At 43.2% G+C, this 15686-nt stretch carries 13 protein-coding genes; all 13 read right to left on the reverse strand.

The window, feature by feature from the left end; translation table 11 throughout:
* Positions 1–289: 289 nt before the first annotated feature.
* Complete coding sequence (locus QME20_RS06890; protein ID WP_039227708.1) at positions 290–532, reverse strand: DUF2835 family protein; 243 nt, start codon at positions 530–532, stop codon at positions 290–292.
* Complete coding sequence (gene pepN, locus QME20_RS06895; protein WP_281715676.1) at positions 519–3128, reverse strand: aminopeptidase N; 2610 nt, start codon at positions 3126–3128, stop codon at positions 519–521. Before pepN ends, QME20_RS06890 begins: the two co-directional genes overlap by 14 nt.
* A gap of 47 nt (positions 3129–3175) precedes the next feature.
* A complete protein-coding gene (gene nhaC / locus QME20_RS06900) occupies positions 3176–4651 on the reverse strand; it encodes a Na+/H+ antiporter NhaC (protein WP_171337039.1) in 1476 nt (491 codons plus the stop codon).
* A gap of 72 nt (positions 4652–4723) precedes the next feature.
* The gene (locus QME20_RS06905) at positions 4724–6058 is read right to left on the reverse strand and encodes a sodium-dependent transporter (protein ID WP_014949544.1); all 1335 of its coding nucleotides are present in this window, start codon (positions 6056–6058) and stop codon (positions 4724–4726) included.
* An 82-nt stretch (positions 6059–6140) separates the two neighbouring features.
* Positions 6141–8183, reverse strand: coding sequence for a carboxy terminal-processing peptidase (gene prc / locus QME20_RS06910; protein ID WP_014949543.1), 2043 nt, complete (start codon positions 8181–8183; stop codon positions 6141–6143).
* 3 nt (positions 8184–8186) lie between these two features.
* Positions 8187–8855, reverse strand: coding sequence for an RNA chaperone ProQ (gene proQ, locus QME20_RS06915; RefSeq protein ID WP_014949542.1), 669 nt, complete (start codon positions 8853–8855; stop codon positions 8187–8189).
* Positions 8856–8871: 16 nt separating this feature from the next.
* Positions 8872–9162 (reverse strand): hypothetical protein, encoded by a 291-nt coding sequence (locus QME20_RS06920; protein ID WP_014949541.1) that lies wholly within the window; start codon positions 9160–9162, stop codon positions 8872–8874.
* A 2-nt stretch (positions 9163–9164) separates the two neighbouring features.
* Positions 9165–9620: a GAF domain-containing protein gene (locus QME20_RS06925; protein WP_014949540.1), complete on the reverse strand. Its 456-nt coding sequence runs from the start codon at positions 9618–9620 to the stop codon at positions 9165–9167.
* Positions 9621–9632: 12 nt separating this feature from the next.
* Complete coding sequence (locus QME20_RS06930) at positions 9633–10364, reverse strand: SIMPL domain-containing protein (protein WP_014979336.1); 732 nt, start codon at positions 10362–10364, stop codon at positions 9633–9635.
* 391 nt (positions 10365–10755) lie between these two features.
* Positions 10756–11877 (reverse strand): alanine--glyoxylate aminotransferase family protein, encoded by a 1122-nt coding sequence (locus QME20_RS06935; protein WP_281715677.1) that lies wholly within the window; start codon positions 11875–11877, stop codon positions 10756–10758.
* Between the two features lie 519 nt (positions 11878–12396).
* Positions 12397–12921, reverse strand: coding sequence for a gamma carbonic anhydrase family protein (locus QME20_RS06940; protein WP_281715678.1), 525 nt, complete (start codon positions 12919–12921; stop codon positions 12397–12399).
* A gap of 10 nt (positions 12922–12931) precedes the next feature.
* Positions 12932–13792, reverse strand: a complete 861-nt coding sequence (gene tesB / locus QME20_RS06945) for an acyl-CoA thioesterase II (protein ID WP_014949536.1) — start codon at positions 13790–13792, stop codon at positions 12932–12934.
* Positions 13785–15665, reverse strand: a complete 1881-nt coding sequence (locus tag QME20_RS06950; protein ID WP_239257517.1) for a phosphotransferase — start codon at positions 15663–15665, stop codon at positions 13785–13787. The genes tesB and QME20_RS06950 overlap by 8 nt, the downstream gene beginning before the upstream one ends.
* Between the last annotated feature and the right edge of the window lie 21 nt (positions 15666–15686).

The following is a 15686-nucleotide window of genomic DNA, read 5'->3' on the forward strand; positions in this document are numbered from 1 at the left end:
GACCAACCATAACGATTAACAAAATCATTACATCATTTTGCCATAACCGCAAGAACTAATCCTACCAGTTAACAAAATTTACAACATTAGTCGTATCAAATAGTTATTGCTTTATTGTGAGTATAAAAGGCATTTATAAACTTGCAGGAAAAATGTACAGAAATATTGCGAAACTGTTGCGTTAAGTATTTTGGAACGCTCAATGACAGAAGAAAACGCATAAGTGTTACATATGGGAGTGGTGAAAGCTCGTGTAAAAGAGAGTAATTCGTCGCGTACAAAAAAGGCTCTATGCGAGCCTTTCAAAGGATTTTATTTTTTTGTTGGCATCAATAATCATCCTAAAACGACCTTTAATACCATCAGACGTAACAAATTGCCTGAGCCGGTTGGTCGGTACTTGGACGCTTAGGCCTGATTCACTGACCATGACCACATCTGGCATAGTTGGAATATAAAGCACCTCACATTGCTTGTAAGGTGCATTTATTGAAAAGTAAAAAACCGAGTCAGTTTGGCTAATGCTTGTCATAAGCAAGGCTTTTACTTACTTTCTCAAACAAATCTTTACTTAAACCTTTATGATTAAGCAAACGGCCAAGCTGTTGCTTCATATGAACCTGATGCTCGCTTGCAAAGCCCTGCCATTGCGTCAGTGGCGTTACAATACGGGCGGCAACCTGTGGGTTGACCGCATCGAGCTTAAGTAAGTAGTCGGTTACAAATTTATATCCACTGCCATCGAGTGCATGAAACCTTTCGCTGTTATAGAAAGCGAAGCTACCAATAACAGAACGAACACGGTTCGGGTTACTCATTGCGAACTGAGGGTGCTCACATAACATTGTGATAGTCGCAAAGATATCGTCTCGATTTTGTGTAGCGTGGAGTGCGAACCATTTGTCCAAAACAAGCGGGTCATGATTCCACGATTCCTCAAACTGAGCCATCAAACTGTCGAAAGTGGTGGCGCTACAGTGTTGTGCGCTTCTCAACGCGCCTAGCGTATCTGTCATATTATCAGCGGTTTCAAACTGAGAAACCACAATATGCTCGTGTTGGGGTAACCGCGCTAAGTGTGCAAGCACGACATTTTTGCAGCGACGTTGATTCACCGCTTCTTGCGTGTAGCAATACGCGCTTTTCTCGATATTTTCGAAGACTTGTTTTAGCTCTTTTTCGAGTGCGCGAGCAAACTGGTCGCAGAACGCTTTTCTCGCTTTCGAAAGTGCGGAAACGTTTATGTTACTTCGGCTTTGGCACAGTGTCTCAAACGAAGGTATGACTAAACATTCACTCAGCAATTCAAGGTTGTTCTGCTCTTGGGCAATCGCTTGCTTGATACCGTTCCAGATTTCATTACTGATACCAGACCCAGGCGATTCCTCTAATTGCTTCACACAGCGGTCATACAACGTTTGCATTGCATCCCAACGATTAAATGGATCCTTCGCATGCTTAAATATAGTAAGTAAAGACTCTGTCCCCAATGGGTTTTCTACTTTCGCTGGCGCTGAGAAGTTACCCAATACTACAGGTGTTAAATGAGTAGTTTTGGCTTCTACAGTAAAACGCATAGCATCATCTTTTAAAATGACCATGCCGTTTTGAATTAACGACTCGTTGTCTGTATAGCTTTTCCCCTCATCATCAATAATCTCGATATTTACAGGAATATATAGAGGAAGCTTTTCTTTCTGATCGGAGGTTGCAGGTGTGTGCTGTGACAATGTAAAGCTATGCTTAACAATGCCATCATCATCGACCTCAGTGCTGTGTGCGACAGAAATCACTGGCGTACCAGATTGACTATACCAGCGGGTAAACTGGGTTAAATCTAAATCAGTAGCAGACTGCATTGCTGAAATGAAGTCATCACAGGTGACAGCCTGACCGTCGTGTCTTCTAAAGTACTCGTCCATACCACGTCTGAATCCGTCAGGCCCCAATAATGTGTGGAACATGCGAATAACTTCAGCGCCTTTGTCATAAACCGTCACCGTGTAGAAGTTGTTCATTTCAATGACTTCTTCTGGACGAATTGGATGACTCATTGCACTCGCATCTTCTGCAAACTGGTGTTCTCGCATAACACGAACGTGCTTTATACGATTACTTAACGCCGAAGTCATATCAGCGCTGAACTGTTGGTCTCTAAATACAGTAAGCCCCTCTTTAAGGCTTAGCTGGAACCAATCGCGACAAGTAACCCGGTTGCCGGTCCAGTTGTGGAAGTACTCGTGCGCGATAACCGACTCAACATTAAAAAAGTCATCGTCGGTGGCACTTTTTTGATCGGCTAATACAAACTTACTGTTAAATACATTTAAGCCCTTGTTTTCCATCGCTCCCATATTGAAGAAATCGACGGCAACAATCATGTAGATATCTAAGTCGTACTCTAACCCGAACACATCTTCGTCCCACTTCATCGCCCGTTTGAGAGATTCTAATGCGAAAATACCTTGAGACTTTTTGCCTTTATCAACATAAAGTTCTAGCGCAACCTCTTTACCGCTAGTGGTGGTGTAGCTATCGGTGAGTAAATCGAAGTCACCGGCAACTAGAGCAAAAAGGTAGCAAGGTTTTGGATGTGGATCGTGCCATTTAACAAAATGCGTATTTTCGTCAACTTCGCCCTTGTCCACTGGGTTGCCATTGGCCAAAAGCATCGGTACTGATTTGTCGGCAACTACCGTCACTGTGTAGACCGACAAAACATCCGGGCGGTCCATGAAGTACGTAATGCGACGAAACCCTTCCGCTTCACACTGCGTGCAATAGGCACCACCTGATAAATACAAGCCTTCCAGCGCTTTGTTGTGCTCAGGGGCAATGGTATTGGTAATTTCTAAGACGAACTCATCAAGTTCAGTAACCACGCTTAAGGCGCTATCTGTTACCGTGTATTCATTATCAGATAGGTGCGTACCGTTAATAGAAATAGAATCTAGCGATAAATTATCGCCATCTAGTACTAATGGACTATCGTGCGCGCCATTACGAGTGACGGACAACGTGCTGATAACTTTGGTTTTCGTTGGGTGTAGCGTTATATGTAGGTCAACTGTCGCTATTGAAAAAGCGGGCGGCTGGTAATCCGCCCGGCGTTTAGCTTGAACTGACATAGATCCTCCTGGAAGAAAGCCTACGTGGGTTTAATTGGAACTCTGTGTTAAACCGTATCTTTGCTGTTTACTTCAACATGCGGTGGCGTAATACGTAAAATCTTAATACCTAAATACGCATAAATAACAGCAAGGATCGGGTTGATTACGTTGAAGAATGCATAGAATACGTAATCAAATGGATTGACTAATAAAACACTGTGCATGTAAGCACCACAGGTGTTCCAAGGAATAAGTGGAGACGTAAGTGTGCCGCCGTCTTCAAGGCTGCGAGAAAGATTCAATTGGTCTAAACCACGTTTTTTGAATTCTTCTTTGTACATACGGCCTGGCATCACGATTGAAATATACTGATCTGCAGTAACCAGGTTGGTACCAAAACAAGTAAGAATGGTTCTGCTCACCATATCTCCTGCGGATTTTGCACCAATTAATATGGCAGAAACTGCACGCTTTAATAGGCCAACACGCTCTAATACGGCACCAAACGACATTGCACAGATGATCAACCAAATAGTATTTAACATAGAAGACATGCCACCACGAGAAAGCAAGCTGTTTAAGTTCTCGTCAGGTGTTGAGAAGCTTACGCCATCGAATAGCGCGGTCCAAACTACCTTCAACGCACCTACATTCACCGAGTCGTCACCATTTGCCATAGAAGTAACCACATCCCACTGGAATACAACTGCCCAGACTCCACCTAACAAAGCGCCGATAAAAACAGCTGGAAACGCAGGCATCTTTTTAATCGCTAAGGTGAGCAAAACGACAAGGGGAATTAACAAATGCCAACCTAAGTCAAAAGACTCGTTTAACAAAAGTTGCATCTGCTCAATGCGTTCTGCTTTGGCCTCACCCACTTCACTAAAGCCCAGTACTGTAAATAGAATAAGCGCAATAACAAAGCTCGGAATCGTCGTCCAAAGCATGTAACGGATGTGCTCAAATAAATCCGTGCCCGCAACGGCAGGCGCTAAGTTTGTTGTTTCAGATAAGGGCGAAATTTTATCGCCAAAGTACGAACCTGATACTACTGCGCCGGCGGTTATGGCTGCCGACATTTCCATGCCTGCAGAAACCCCCATTAGCGCAACACCCACAGTCGCCGCGGTAGTCCAAGAACTACCTATACTCATTGCAACAACCGCACAAATCAGACAAGCGGCAGCATAGAAAAACGAGGGGTTAAGCAACTCTAAACCGAAATAGATAAGCGTAGGCACGGTTCCGGCTAGCATCCATGTGCCAATAAGAGAACCTACCGCTAACAGAATTAAGCAAGCACCTAAAGACATTGAGATACCGTCTACAATGCCCTTTTCGATAGTTTTCCAGCTGTAGCCATTTTTCATTCCAATGATAGCAGCTAAGCCCATCGCTAAAAGAAGTGCAATTTGGTTTGGACCGTAAGAAGAGTTATCGGCAAACAAATAAACTGCGCTTCCCATCATTATGACTAACGCAAGAATAGGAAGCATTGCATCGAGAAGTGACGGCGTTTTTATTTCTTTATTCGTCATTGTCGTTTTTTAAAACCTTATTATTGTATTTGTAACGCGTTAAGCGTGCTGTCCGCTTTTTACCAGAATGCTTTAGAAGACTGAGCGGTAGAACATAAGCGCAATGATAACGGGACACACAAAGCGTACGTACCAAGGCCAAATCTTCCAGAAAATGCTGTGTTCAGCAAACTGATCACCTTGTTTAAGTTCATCGAGTATTGCATCTCTGCGCCACACCCAACCTGCGAAAATACACAAGGCGAGTCCTAGTAACGGTTGGCTATACTCGGTAGTTAATGCGATAACAAAGCCGAACAAGGTTTCAAAATTTAAAATGATGATGCAGCTTAATACAAAGATGACCGATGCCATTAATAACACGGCCTTTTTACGTTGAAGACCTTTACTTTCCACCATAAACGCAACGGGAACTTCCAACATTGAAATTGAAGACGTGACGGCAGCAATCGCCATTAGCGCGAAAAAGGTAAAAGCAACGAAAAGACCTACGCTACCAATGGTATCAAACAGTGCTGGTAGTACTTTGAAAATCAGCGTGTCACCTTGGATTAACGCGCCTTCAGGTGTGAAGATTTCAACGCCGTTGTTTAATGCAACGTACATGGCCGGGATAATAAGCATACCCGCAATAACCGCAACACCGATATCGACAAGCGCTACCGACGCACCAATGCTAGGTAGATTTTCATTTTTACTTAAGTATGAACCATAAACCAGCATGGTACCCACACCTAAAGACATTGAAAAAAAGGCTTGTCCCATGGCGTTAATTAATAAGTCTGGGTCTAGAACGCGAGAGAAGTCAGGTACTAAATATGCTGACCAACCTTCTACGGCACCAGGCTGTAGGCTCACATAAACAATCAGTGCAAGAATGAGAATAACCAATGTAGGCATCAAACGCACCGACCACTTCTCAATGCCGGACTTTACACCTCCGACAACGATAAATGCAGTTAAGCCCATGAATAAGAAGCAGAAAATAATGTTACGCGTAACTGATGAAGTGAGTAGCCAGTCGCTAGCACTCGTAAATCCCACCATGCTTACGGCTGCATCGGCGAAATAAACCAGCATCCATCCGCCTACAATAGCGTAGAATGCAAGGATAAGTGACACGGTAACACAGCCCCAAATGCCCGTTAGCCTTCCGACGAAATTGCCTGATATTTTACCTAAAGCGTCAACCATATTCGAACGTGAACTACGACCGATTATAAGTTCTGCCATAAGTACGGGATAAGCGAGTACAAAAGCCAGCAGTAAGTATACGAGAACAAATGCTGCGCCACCGTTACTTGCTACCTTTGTAGGAAAGCCCCAAATATTACCTAGTCCTACTGCCGAGCCTGCCGCTGCTAGCACGAACCCTATTCGAGAGGAAAATTCGCCTCTGATAGCCATGTTATTTCCCTTTATTATTGTTTTAATAATTTATAGACACAAAAAAAGGGCTGGCCCTAGACCAGCCCTTTTTTCTAATCACTTAATTTCTTGTGATAGCGTAACGGCCTGTTTCGATCATATCGAAAGTAATATTGGCTGCCTCGTCCAAGAATGGATCTAATTCTTCCATATCTTCAGGTAGGTCGTCCAATGTTGTGACAGTTTCCATTCCCAATCGCTGTAAACGTTCGTTAGCACGAGCAAGCGACTTCTCTTCCGCCTCTTTCTTCTCGCCTTCACGTACAGATTTAACTAATGAGATGAAGTTCTTGTCTTTATTTTCCTTATATTCCTTTATGTCGTCTTGGATATAAGAAAACTCAGGATCTTGTAAAATACGTTTGTTGTGCTTCGCTGTTAAAACATCAAGCGCAGCAGTACCGTCTGCAAACGTCGTATAGTTAGCGCGATTGATACTGTCCCATGGCAACGCATTTTCCGCTTGGCTTTCTCCCCATTCAGCTGGTTCAACCGCCGATGGATAAAGAATGTCAGGAATAACGCCTTTATGCTGTGTGCTGCCGCCGTCAATGCGATAGAACTTGGCGATAGTAAACTGAACACTACCTAATGGGTTGTCGTAAAGGTCATAAATTTTACCTAAACCGCGATGCTGCTGCACTGTCCCTTTCCCGAAGGTTTGTTCACCTACGATGAGAGCACGGTTGTAGTCTTGCATCGCTGCCGCAAAAATCTCTGAAGCAGACGCGCTATATCTGTCAACTAATACGGTTAACGGGCCATCATAAGCCACTTCGCCATCTGTATCACGGTTAACGCTAACTTTGCTTTGACCGTATCGAATTTGAACCACCGGGCCTTTTTCGATAAATAGGCCAGTAAGTAACGTTGCTTCGGTTAGAGAACCACCGCCATTACCGCGCAAGTCTACGATAACGCCTTTAACGTTTTGCGCTTTCAAGCTTTCTATTTCTTTAGCAACATCCATACTAAGGTTGTTATAAAAACTTGGAATGGTGATTACACCTAGAGGTTCACCCGCGTGAGGACCAGTCTCTGGCACATATACTTCCGATTTGGCTGCGCGATCTTCTAACTTAATTTTATCGCGAGTAAGGCTAACTACCGACGTGGTTTTCGCGTCCGTGGCTCCTTTTTCAACCTGTAGACGAACAGTACTTCCTTTCGGGCCTTTAATTAACTCAACCACTTCGTCCAATCGCCAACCAATCACATCAACAAACTCTTCGTCGTCTTGTGCTACGCCAACAATTTTATCTTCTGGTTTTATTGCGCCAGACTCGTCTGCAGGACCGCCAGGTACAACGCTTTTGATTACCGTGTAATCATCTTCGCTTTGCAAAACCGCACCAATACCTTCGAACGACAAGTTCATGTCCATTTGGAAACGTTCAGCGTTACGCGGAGATAAGTAACTGGTGTGAGCTTCAATTGTACGTGCGAATGCATTCATTGCAGTTTGAAAAACGTCTTCGCTCTTTGCTTGCTTAGTGCGCTTAATCGCTCGCGTATAGCGTTTGGTAAGAAGTTCTTTCGCCTCTTCCCATGTTTTGTCTGCAAGTATTAGATTTAACGCGTCGTATTTAACGCGTTGACGCCAAATTTCATCCAGCTCAGCTTTATTAGCTGGCCATTCAGCATCTTCTCTGTCGTAAAAAAACTTATCGCCTTCTTTTTCAAAGTCGAACGGGCCTTTTTCTAACAGTGCAAGTGCAAATTCATAACGCTCAATGCGTCGTTTTGCGCTTACGTTATACATATCATAGGCAACAGAGAGGTTGCCTTTACTCAGCGCATCATCAAACAATGTGCGGTATTTCTCAAAACCCACAACATCAGACAGCAATAACACTTGTTTATTGTGATCTAATGAATCGATGAAGCGCTGGTAAACTCTAGCTGAGAGTGCATCATCCAACGAAATTTCCTTGTAGTGCGCCCTGGTAAAGAGTGCGCTTACTCGCTTAGCTGCAACACTGTGTTGAGATTCCTGTTGTAAAATGGGAAGCTCGTCTACCTCTGGTGTTGACGTAACTGCGCCTGCTCCTACCCCAACGGTAAGAAAAGCACTGGCGATGGAAATTCGAAGGATGTCTCTCATATTTTACGACCTCTTGGAGCGTGCCAAACGTAAAGCGTCTGCGTTTACTTTAACTACCATGCCTGAGTCTAATTGAACGTGAATGCCATCTTTAGCTACTTCGGTAATTACTGCAGGCATAGGTGCTTTACCTAATTTAACGGTAACTTGCGTACCTTGCTGTAAATCGCTATCTGTCAATTTCGCAGGTGGTGTATTGTTTGGTCTGTTATTTTTCGGTTTAGTTCCGCGCTTAGTATCAGCATGGTCCGAATTTGCAGATTTTTCACCTTTTGGACGATTAAATTGACGTTTATCTTTTCGCTTAGGCTGCTGAGCTAGCTTAGCTTTGCGCTTTTCAGCTGCTTTTGCTTTGCTTTCTTCTAACTGCTGCTGCGCATGATCAGCGTGTTCTTTTTCAATTGCATCGCCTTCAACGCCGTCTAAATCTACACGGTTTGCACCTTCTTTGATGCTATGAAGATAGCGCCAGCTGTTGGTGTAATGTCGTAGTGTAGAACGAAGTAAGGTTTTGCTAACGCGTTCCTCTTCTTCTAAACGTGTGGCAAGATCTTGAAAAATACCGATCTTAAGTGGGCGGGCCTCGCCTTCAATGCTAAAACATTTCGGAAAGGTCTCTGCAAGGAAAGCTATCACTTCCTTACTGTTGGTAAACTTCTCTGGTGATTCCATTAACTTTCTAAATTATTCAGGAGATTTCATCGTTACTTGCATCATCCCAAGTTGCCAGCGTGTGGTCAACCCAATCAAGCAATTCGTCGTCATCTATTTCTAATAAATGCTTATCTTGTTGCCAAGATTCCCATGCGTAGTGCAAAATTTGCTCTAAACGCTGTGTTTCAATATCTTCTTCTGCATTGTCGTACACCGCATGTAAGATGAAATTTAAACGTTCAGATGCCTCATCTGGGTCATCATGAAAGTCTTCCATGTCCTCATACGTGGATAAAACAACGTGAATATCAACACTGGATTTCATAATTATTTCTGCGAATCCATAAGAATTTGAGCAATTTCAACGAGCCCTTTTTCGTCTTCTTCGGTAAAGCGTTCAAAAACAGGGCTGTCGATATCAAGTACGCCAACCAGCACATCGTTTAGCACTAGTGGAACAACAATCTCAGAGTTTGACGCAGCATCGCAGGCAATGTGTCCTTCGAACTGATGAACGTCTGCTATACGCTGAACAGTTCTGGTACTTGCACTCGTTCCGCAAACGCCTTTTCCAAGTGGAATGCGAATACATGCTGGTTGCCCCTGAAATGGACCGAGTACCAACTGCTCTTCTTTATAAAGGTAAAAACCTGCCCAATTCACCTCTTCGAGGCTATTGAAAAGCAGCGCACTTATATTTGCCATGTTAGCGATAAGATCGTGCTCGCCAGAAACCAAGCTCTTTGCTTGGTTTATTAACTGACCGTACTGTTGTTCTTTCAAACGAATTTCCTGCTATTGAACAATGTTAAAAGACACATTAACACGCGCTTCTATGCGCTCTTGGCCAGGTAAAGACATAGACATGTCTTTGGCAAAAGCTTCTGCGCGCATTACTGGAATCGGCATATTGCCACCAGATTCTGAGATTGCAACAACTTCACCTACTTCAATCTCTAATTCTTTTGCTAATAACTGTGCACGTTGCTTTGCGTCTTTTACCGCAGAGATAAGTGCTTTTTGATAGGCATCGCCTTCACCAACTGAAATAAAATTAAATTGTTGTATGCGATCAACACCTCGTTTAAGCACGCCATCTAATACTTTGTCATAAGTTTCAAGGTCAGTAGATGTGACGGTGATATCTCGTGACAACGTGAAACCTTCTTGCTGACGGCCTTGAGGCGTATTGATATAGCGAGGTTGTAAGCGTACTTGCATACTCTGAATGTGCTTTTCATCTATACCTTGATTAAGCAAGAACTTAACAATAGAGCGGAGGTCCGAATCAAGCTGAGTGTTCAGTTTACCTACTGTATTACCTTCTTCTTCAACAACGAGTGTGACTGAATAAGCATTTGGTGTCACTTCTACCGCTCCTACGCCTTGCACATTTATAACCGCTTCTTGTGCGGCCTGTGCAGAAACCATAGGTGCAGATAAGGCAATAAATGATGAAGCTAACAATGCTTTTTTAACTACACTTTTTGCTGTCGAATAAGTATTAGTACGCGTGATCATTTTCATAGAGATTCCTTTTTTATGGTGCCTTTTAATTACGTTACCGAAAGGATAAATGTTTAAAACTGAATAGTTTATGAATATACGCAACAAACGAAATCTTAGCACTGAACTGAGATGAGAAGAGATATAACTTCGCCGAGATGTGCTTTTTATGAGGCAAGACCCAAAAATGGATAACTAATACCAGTCAACTTGATGTAGAACCACTATAACTGCGGTAACACGCCGCGATTACGAACATTTTAAATCTCGCTGAGTGGGTAATGATCTATGCGGACTGATATCAAAGCGCGATGTTAAATGGGTTTTATATGCTAAATGGTTAAAAGCCAACCGTTCAGCTAAGCATCTCACTGAACGTGTTGACCGAAAAGAGTAAAAGGCGCTAGGCGTTTTACTTAAGCACAGTGCGCAACGCAGCAAGGCAGTGATCGATATTACGGGGTTTACATGCGTATCCCATAAGACCAATTCGCCATACTTTACCGGCATGATCGCCTAAACCGGCGCCGATTTCTAAATTAAAATCTTCAAGCAATTGCTTGCGAACGGCAGCATCGTCTACGCCGTCTGGAATTTTAACTACATTTAATTGAGGCAAACGATAAGCGCTGTCTACCGTTATCTCTAACCCAAGTTCACTTAGACCCTGCGCAAGTTTTTCATGACCCAATGCATGACGCTGCCACGCATTTTCTAAGCCTTCTTCTTTTAAAATCAGAAGTGCTTCGTACATAGCGTACATACTGTTGACAGGTGCGGTATGGTGGTAGGCACGCTTGGCGCCCTGCCCCCAATAACCAACAATCAAGTTCATGTCTAGAAACCAGCTTTGCACTTTCGTTTTTCGGTTTTGAATAACGTTAACTGCTCTTTCACTAAATGAAACAGGAGAGATACCCGGCACGCAACTCAAACACTTCTGTGAACCTGAATAAATAGCGTCAATGCTCCAACCGTCAACATCTAACTCGATACCTCCAAGAGAGGTAACTGCATCAACAATGCTAAGACAATCATACTTTTTAGCCAGCTCACAAAGCGCTTTGGCTTCATTGCGTACGCCCGTAGATGTTTCGGCGTGAACAAAGGCAAGGATCTTTATATCCGGATTGGCTTTAAGGGTGTCTTCTACCACATTAAGGTCAGTTTGCTCGCCCCATGTATTGTTGACGGTAATAGCCTCACCACCACAACGCTCTACGTTTTCGACCATTCGATTGCCAAATACGCCGTTAATACACACGAGTACCTTATCGCCTGGTTCTACAAGATTAACAAAACATGCCTCCATTCCTGCTGAGCCCGGAGCAGAAATAGGCATAGTAAGTGCATTGTCAGTTTTAAATGCATATTGTAAAAGCTGTTTGGTTTGGTCCATTAACTCAATGAATAATGGATCGAGATGGCCCAGGGTGGGTCTCGCCATGGCGTTTAAAATTCTGGGGTTAACATCGGATGGTCCTGGACCCATCAAAGTCCGTTCAGGGGGAATAAAAGTAGAAAATGATTGCATAATCCATCCTCGTATTAATGTAAGAGCCTGTTTTTAGAGTCAGTATCACGCATATTTAGCATGAACGTTGACGTCATACTACAAGGATAATGGCATGGTACAACCGTCTGTTTTCAACATAACTTACATGAATGAAAGTAAGTCTATATATTTAAAAAGGGTATATATTAATAACGCTTCATCACGTGGATAAAATGTGTGCAACATGTGGATATAAACTGTACATCTTTTTCTCAAACAACATCACATCCGACCAGTTTTTAGTCCATTGATTACTAACGTATAAGTTCTACAATTTAACTGACGTTGAGAGTGTAAGATAAAATTCACACAAAAATTGTTTATAATTTAAACAAATGTATTCTATACTCATTGTCCGTTTAAAAGATTTTATTTAAACTCTCCTGTGTAAAAGTTAGCGCACGGCTCAGCAATGAGCCATTCCCCTAGGCCCGGAACGTTTGTTCTGGGCATTTTTTATTGGGATTTAAAATATCGCGAACAGCCTAGTCTTAAATTTCAGCTATCAATTGGCTGTAATGATGACTTATATGTTTTGGCGTTATCTACGTAATGTTCAGCAGACGCTTTTAGTTTGGGTTCGATCTTCTCATCAAATGTTCTAATGACTTTACCAGGCGCTCCAACTACTAAACTGTAATCTGGAATTTCCATGTTTTCCGTTATCAAAGCGTTAGCGCCAATGATGCAGTACTTTCCAATTTTTGCACCGTTTAATACGACGGCGTTAATTCCCATCAAGGAATAGTCACCAATCTCGCAGCCGTGAAGCATGACTTTATGTCCTACTGTTACCCCTTCACCTAGCACTAAAGGAATACCTGCATCGGTGTGTAATACGCTGCCATCTTGGATATTCGTATTTTCACCAACGGTTATCTTGTCCATATCGCCGCGTATAACCGCATTGAACCAAACGCTTGAACCCACTTTGAGTTCAACATTACCAATAACATGTGCGCCTGGCGCTATAAACGTACTTTCATCAACCAGCGGTGATGTAGAACCTAATTTGTAGCGCATTACCCTCTCCCTATTCGTCTACTTTTCTCATTAATCCTTCTTGCATGGTTGACGCAACAAGTTCACCATTTTGGTTAAATATTTGTCCGCGTACCAAACCTCTAGAGCCTCCGCTAAAGGGACTCTCCATTGCATACAATAACCATTCGTTCATATTGATTGGGCGGTGGAACCACATAGCATGGTCTATCGTTGCGATTCGAAGTGATTTATCGGTTACCGCAACACCGTGTGGTTGAAGAGACGTACTGAGAAAATGATAATCTGATGCGTAAGCAAGCGCAGCTTGATGAACAGTCAATGATGCATTCATTGTGTCTCTTGCTTTTAACCAAATATAACGCGTCGGTTCGCGTTTCGCTGACTGGTAAGAGTTAGCTGCATCTACCGTGCGGATATCTACAGGTTTATGATAGCTCAACGCTTCTTGCATAGGCCGTGCAATTTTATTGAAGTTAGCTTCATAGAATTCAATGTCAGACTGCACATCTTCCGGCGCAGGCACATCTGGCATTGTTGGGTTTTGATGCTCCATGCCATCTTGAGGAACCTGAAAAGACGCTGTCATGTAGAAAATATTTCTACCATCCTGAATGGCTTTAACCCGTCGAGCAGAGAAACTTCTGCCGTCTCGCACTACTTCAACATCGTAAACTACAGGCTTTTTAGCATCGCCTGGTAGTAAAAAATAAGTGTGGAATGAGTGTGCGACTCTACCAGCCTCCACTGTTTCGTATGCAGCTGCTAACGCTTGCCCCAAAACTTGTCCACCAAACAAGGCGCGGAAGCCTAAATCCCAGCTTTGACCTCGATAGATGCCAGCCTCCACTGTTTCGAGTTCAAAAAGTGACGATAGTTTAATCTCAGACATGTTGTACTTTCTCTTCAATTACTGCTTTTGGGTTTCGCGGGTAGTACTTTTCAGGCAATTTTGCTTTATGCTCGAAAAAGCGCGTATCTTTATAGGGTAACTTCATAAACCCTGAAATGCCTAGCCCTTTTATTTTGGGAATTTGCTGAACGAGTTGCGCTAATAATGCGTGGAAGCGCTCTTCTTGGCTGTGATCAAGCAACGTGTAATAGTTGTGAATTTTCAAATGCCGCGGTAATGCTTCAAATATAATACAACCAGTGTGATGTATTGTATTAAGTTGAACGATGGTATCGATAATCTCCTGAGGCAGCTTTAATAGTTCGTCCGGATCATCGCCATCTTCGAAATATGAGTGAGTCCGGCTTTCATCCTTTTGTGCAGAAACCCGTGATAGCTCGTAGGGAATAAACATCCCGCCTGCTGGTTTAAATTCTTCATCTTCACTTTCGCGTTCAATGTGCAGCGTGTTTTTGGCGTTGAACATACAACATTTGAACACCGCGGGCTTGTGAATAGCCCTTGCTAAATTAATGACATTATTCACTGCTAAATCAAACGCTGCTTTCATTGACTCATCATATAAGTTCAAGCTTGAATCGACATATATACCTTCTGGCTCCCAGCGCACAGCCATACCGCCAACTACAGGGTAACGGCCTAGTCTGCTTATTGCAGAAACAAATGCTTTTTCGGTATCCCCCATGCCTTGTAGATAGTTTTTGTAGTAGCGGTCAAATTGCGCATCGTCTATATAACGAAGTTCCTCTACGTCTTTTTCATCTAACGAGTCAGAGAGTCTTGCCTGTTGGCGTAGGTAAGATTTTCGAGAGCTGTAAACAACGGTTTCAATATCAGCACGGTTCTGAGTGTGGGCCAGCCATGTAGGGATTAACGGTGTATATTGCGTTGGCTTGTCTTGAGTGAAAACCATATTCTTCAAAACGTGGAGATGATTAAACAGGTAATCTCCGCCCTGCCTTCTCTTTTCTGGATCTTCACTGAGCATGTGCTCAAGGATATTAGCAAGCATTTTAGGAAGACCAAGGGATGAAGGTGTAATAACCTTGCTTCCGTAACGACACGATTGCCCTGATGCCAATGCATATAATGTACTGGCCAAGCCTTGTTCATCGAAGCGGGGGCTGGAGAGTGCGCCATTAAGCTGCTCCTCGCCAATAAAATAAACATCGCCAAGTCGAGCATTAGTTTGATGCAGTTCACCCGACATTAAATCCATTACATTGTTACCTACATATTGCCCAGTGATGTCAGTCTGTGCGAACACTGAAGAGCCCCAATCAATCAATCCAACCGATTCATTTTCGGCATCCCAAACCAGATTCGAGGGCTTTATGTCTCCGTGCACAATGGGTTTAATTTCTCCATTTTCACTGTATTGGCGAAAACTGGATAAAAGTTCGCCGACCTGCACTGCAATTTTGACGATAATACGGGGCGAAAGTGGGCCTGTTTTCAAGCTGACTTTTTCTAGGTCTTCGCCGGGTGCTCGCCCCATAACTAAGATGGATTGTTTGCGTATTTGTTGATATTCAATAAACCGCGGTACAAACTCATGATTAACGTGAGAAAGCATAAAAGCTTCCTCTTCTAGTCTATCTTGCACATGCTGCGGCAACGTTATTCGCGAAAACTTAAATACCCGTGATTCACCGCTTGGCGCGTTCCCTGCAAACGCAAACCCAAAGGCTCCTTTCCCTAAAAGTTCGATGTCACTGTACCCCAACCCTTCTAACTGCGAGATACAAAGGTTTACCCAGTCTTTTAGTTTTTTCGCATCCGCATGAGATAGCAGATATATCGACTGCTCATCGGGTATATAGAAATGTTTTAGGCCTTTGAGTTGCGACATGTTTTTTACTTCACGCTTTTA

Source organism: Alteromonas sp. CyTr2 (assembly GCF_947311905.1).
Classification (GTDB): domain Bacteria; phylum Pseudomonadota; class Gammaproteobacteria; order Enterobacterales; family Alteromonadaceae; genus Alteromonas; species Alteromonas macleodii.

Coding starts and splice junctions, on each gene's coding strand:
- QME20_RS06890 (WP_039227708.1), bottom strand. CDS start 532: ATGACAAGCATTAGCCAAACTGACTCGGTTTTTTACTTTTCAATAAAT.
- pepN (WP_281715676.1), bottom strand. CDS start 3,128: ATGTCAGTTCAAGCTAAACGCCGGGCGGATTACCAGCCGCCCGCTTTT.
- nhaC (WP_171337039.1), bottom strand. CDS start 4,651: ATGACGAATAAAGAAATAAAAACGCCGTCACTTCTCGATGCAATGCTT.
- QME20_RS06905 (WP_014949544.1), bottom strand. CDS start 6,058: ATGGCTATCAGAGGCGAATTTTCCTCTCGAATAGGGTTCGTGCTAGCA.
- prc (WP_014949543.1), bottom strand. CDS start 8,183: ATGAGAGACATCCTTCGAATTTCCATCGCCAGTGCTTTTCTTACCGTT.
- proQ (WP_014949542.1), bottom strand. CDS start 8,855: ATGGAATCACCAGAGAAGTTTACCAACAGTAAGGAAGTGATAGCTTTC.
- QME20_RS06920 (WP_014949541.1), bottom strand. CDS start 9,162: ATGAAATCCAGTGTTGATATTCACGTTGTTTTATCCACGTATGAGGAC.
- QME20_RS06930 (WP_014979336.1), bottom strand. CDS start 10,364: ATGAAAATGATCACGCGTACTAATACTTATTCGACAGCAAAAAGTGTA.
- QME20_RS06935 (WP_281715677.1), bottom strand. CDS start 11,877: ATGCAATCATTTTCTACTTTTATTCCCCCTGAACGGACTTTGATGGGT.
- QME20_RS06940 (WP_281715678.1), bottom strand. CDS start 12,921: ATGCGCTACAAATTAGGTTCTACATCACCGCTGGTTGATGAAAGTACG.
- tesB (WP_014949536.1), bottom strand. CDS start 13,792: ATGTCTGAGATTAAACTATCGTCACTTTTTGAACTCGAAACAGTGGAG.
- QME20_RS06950 (WP_239257517.1), bottom strand. CDS start 15,665: ATGTCGCAACTCAAAGGCCTAAAACATTTCTATATACCCGATGAGCAG.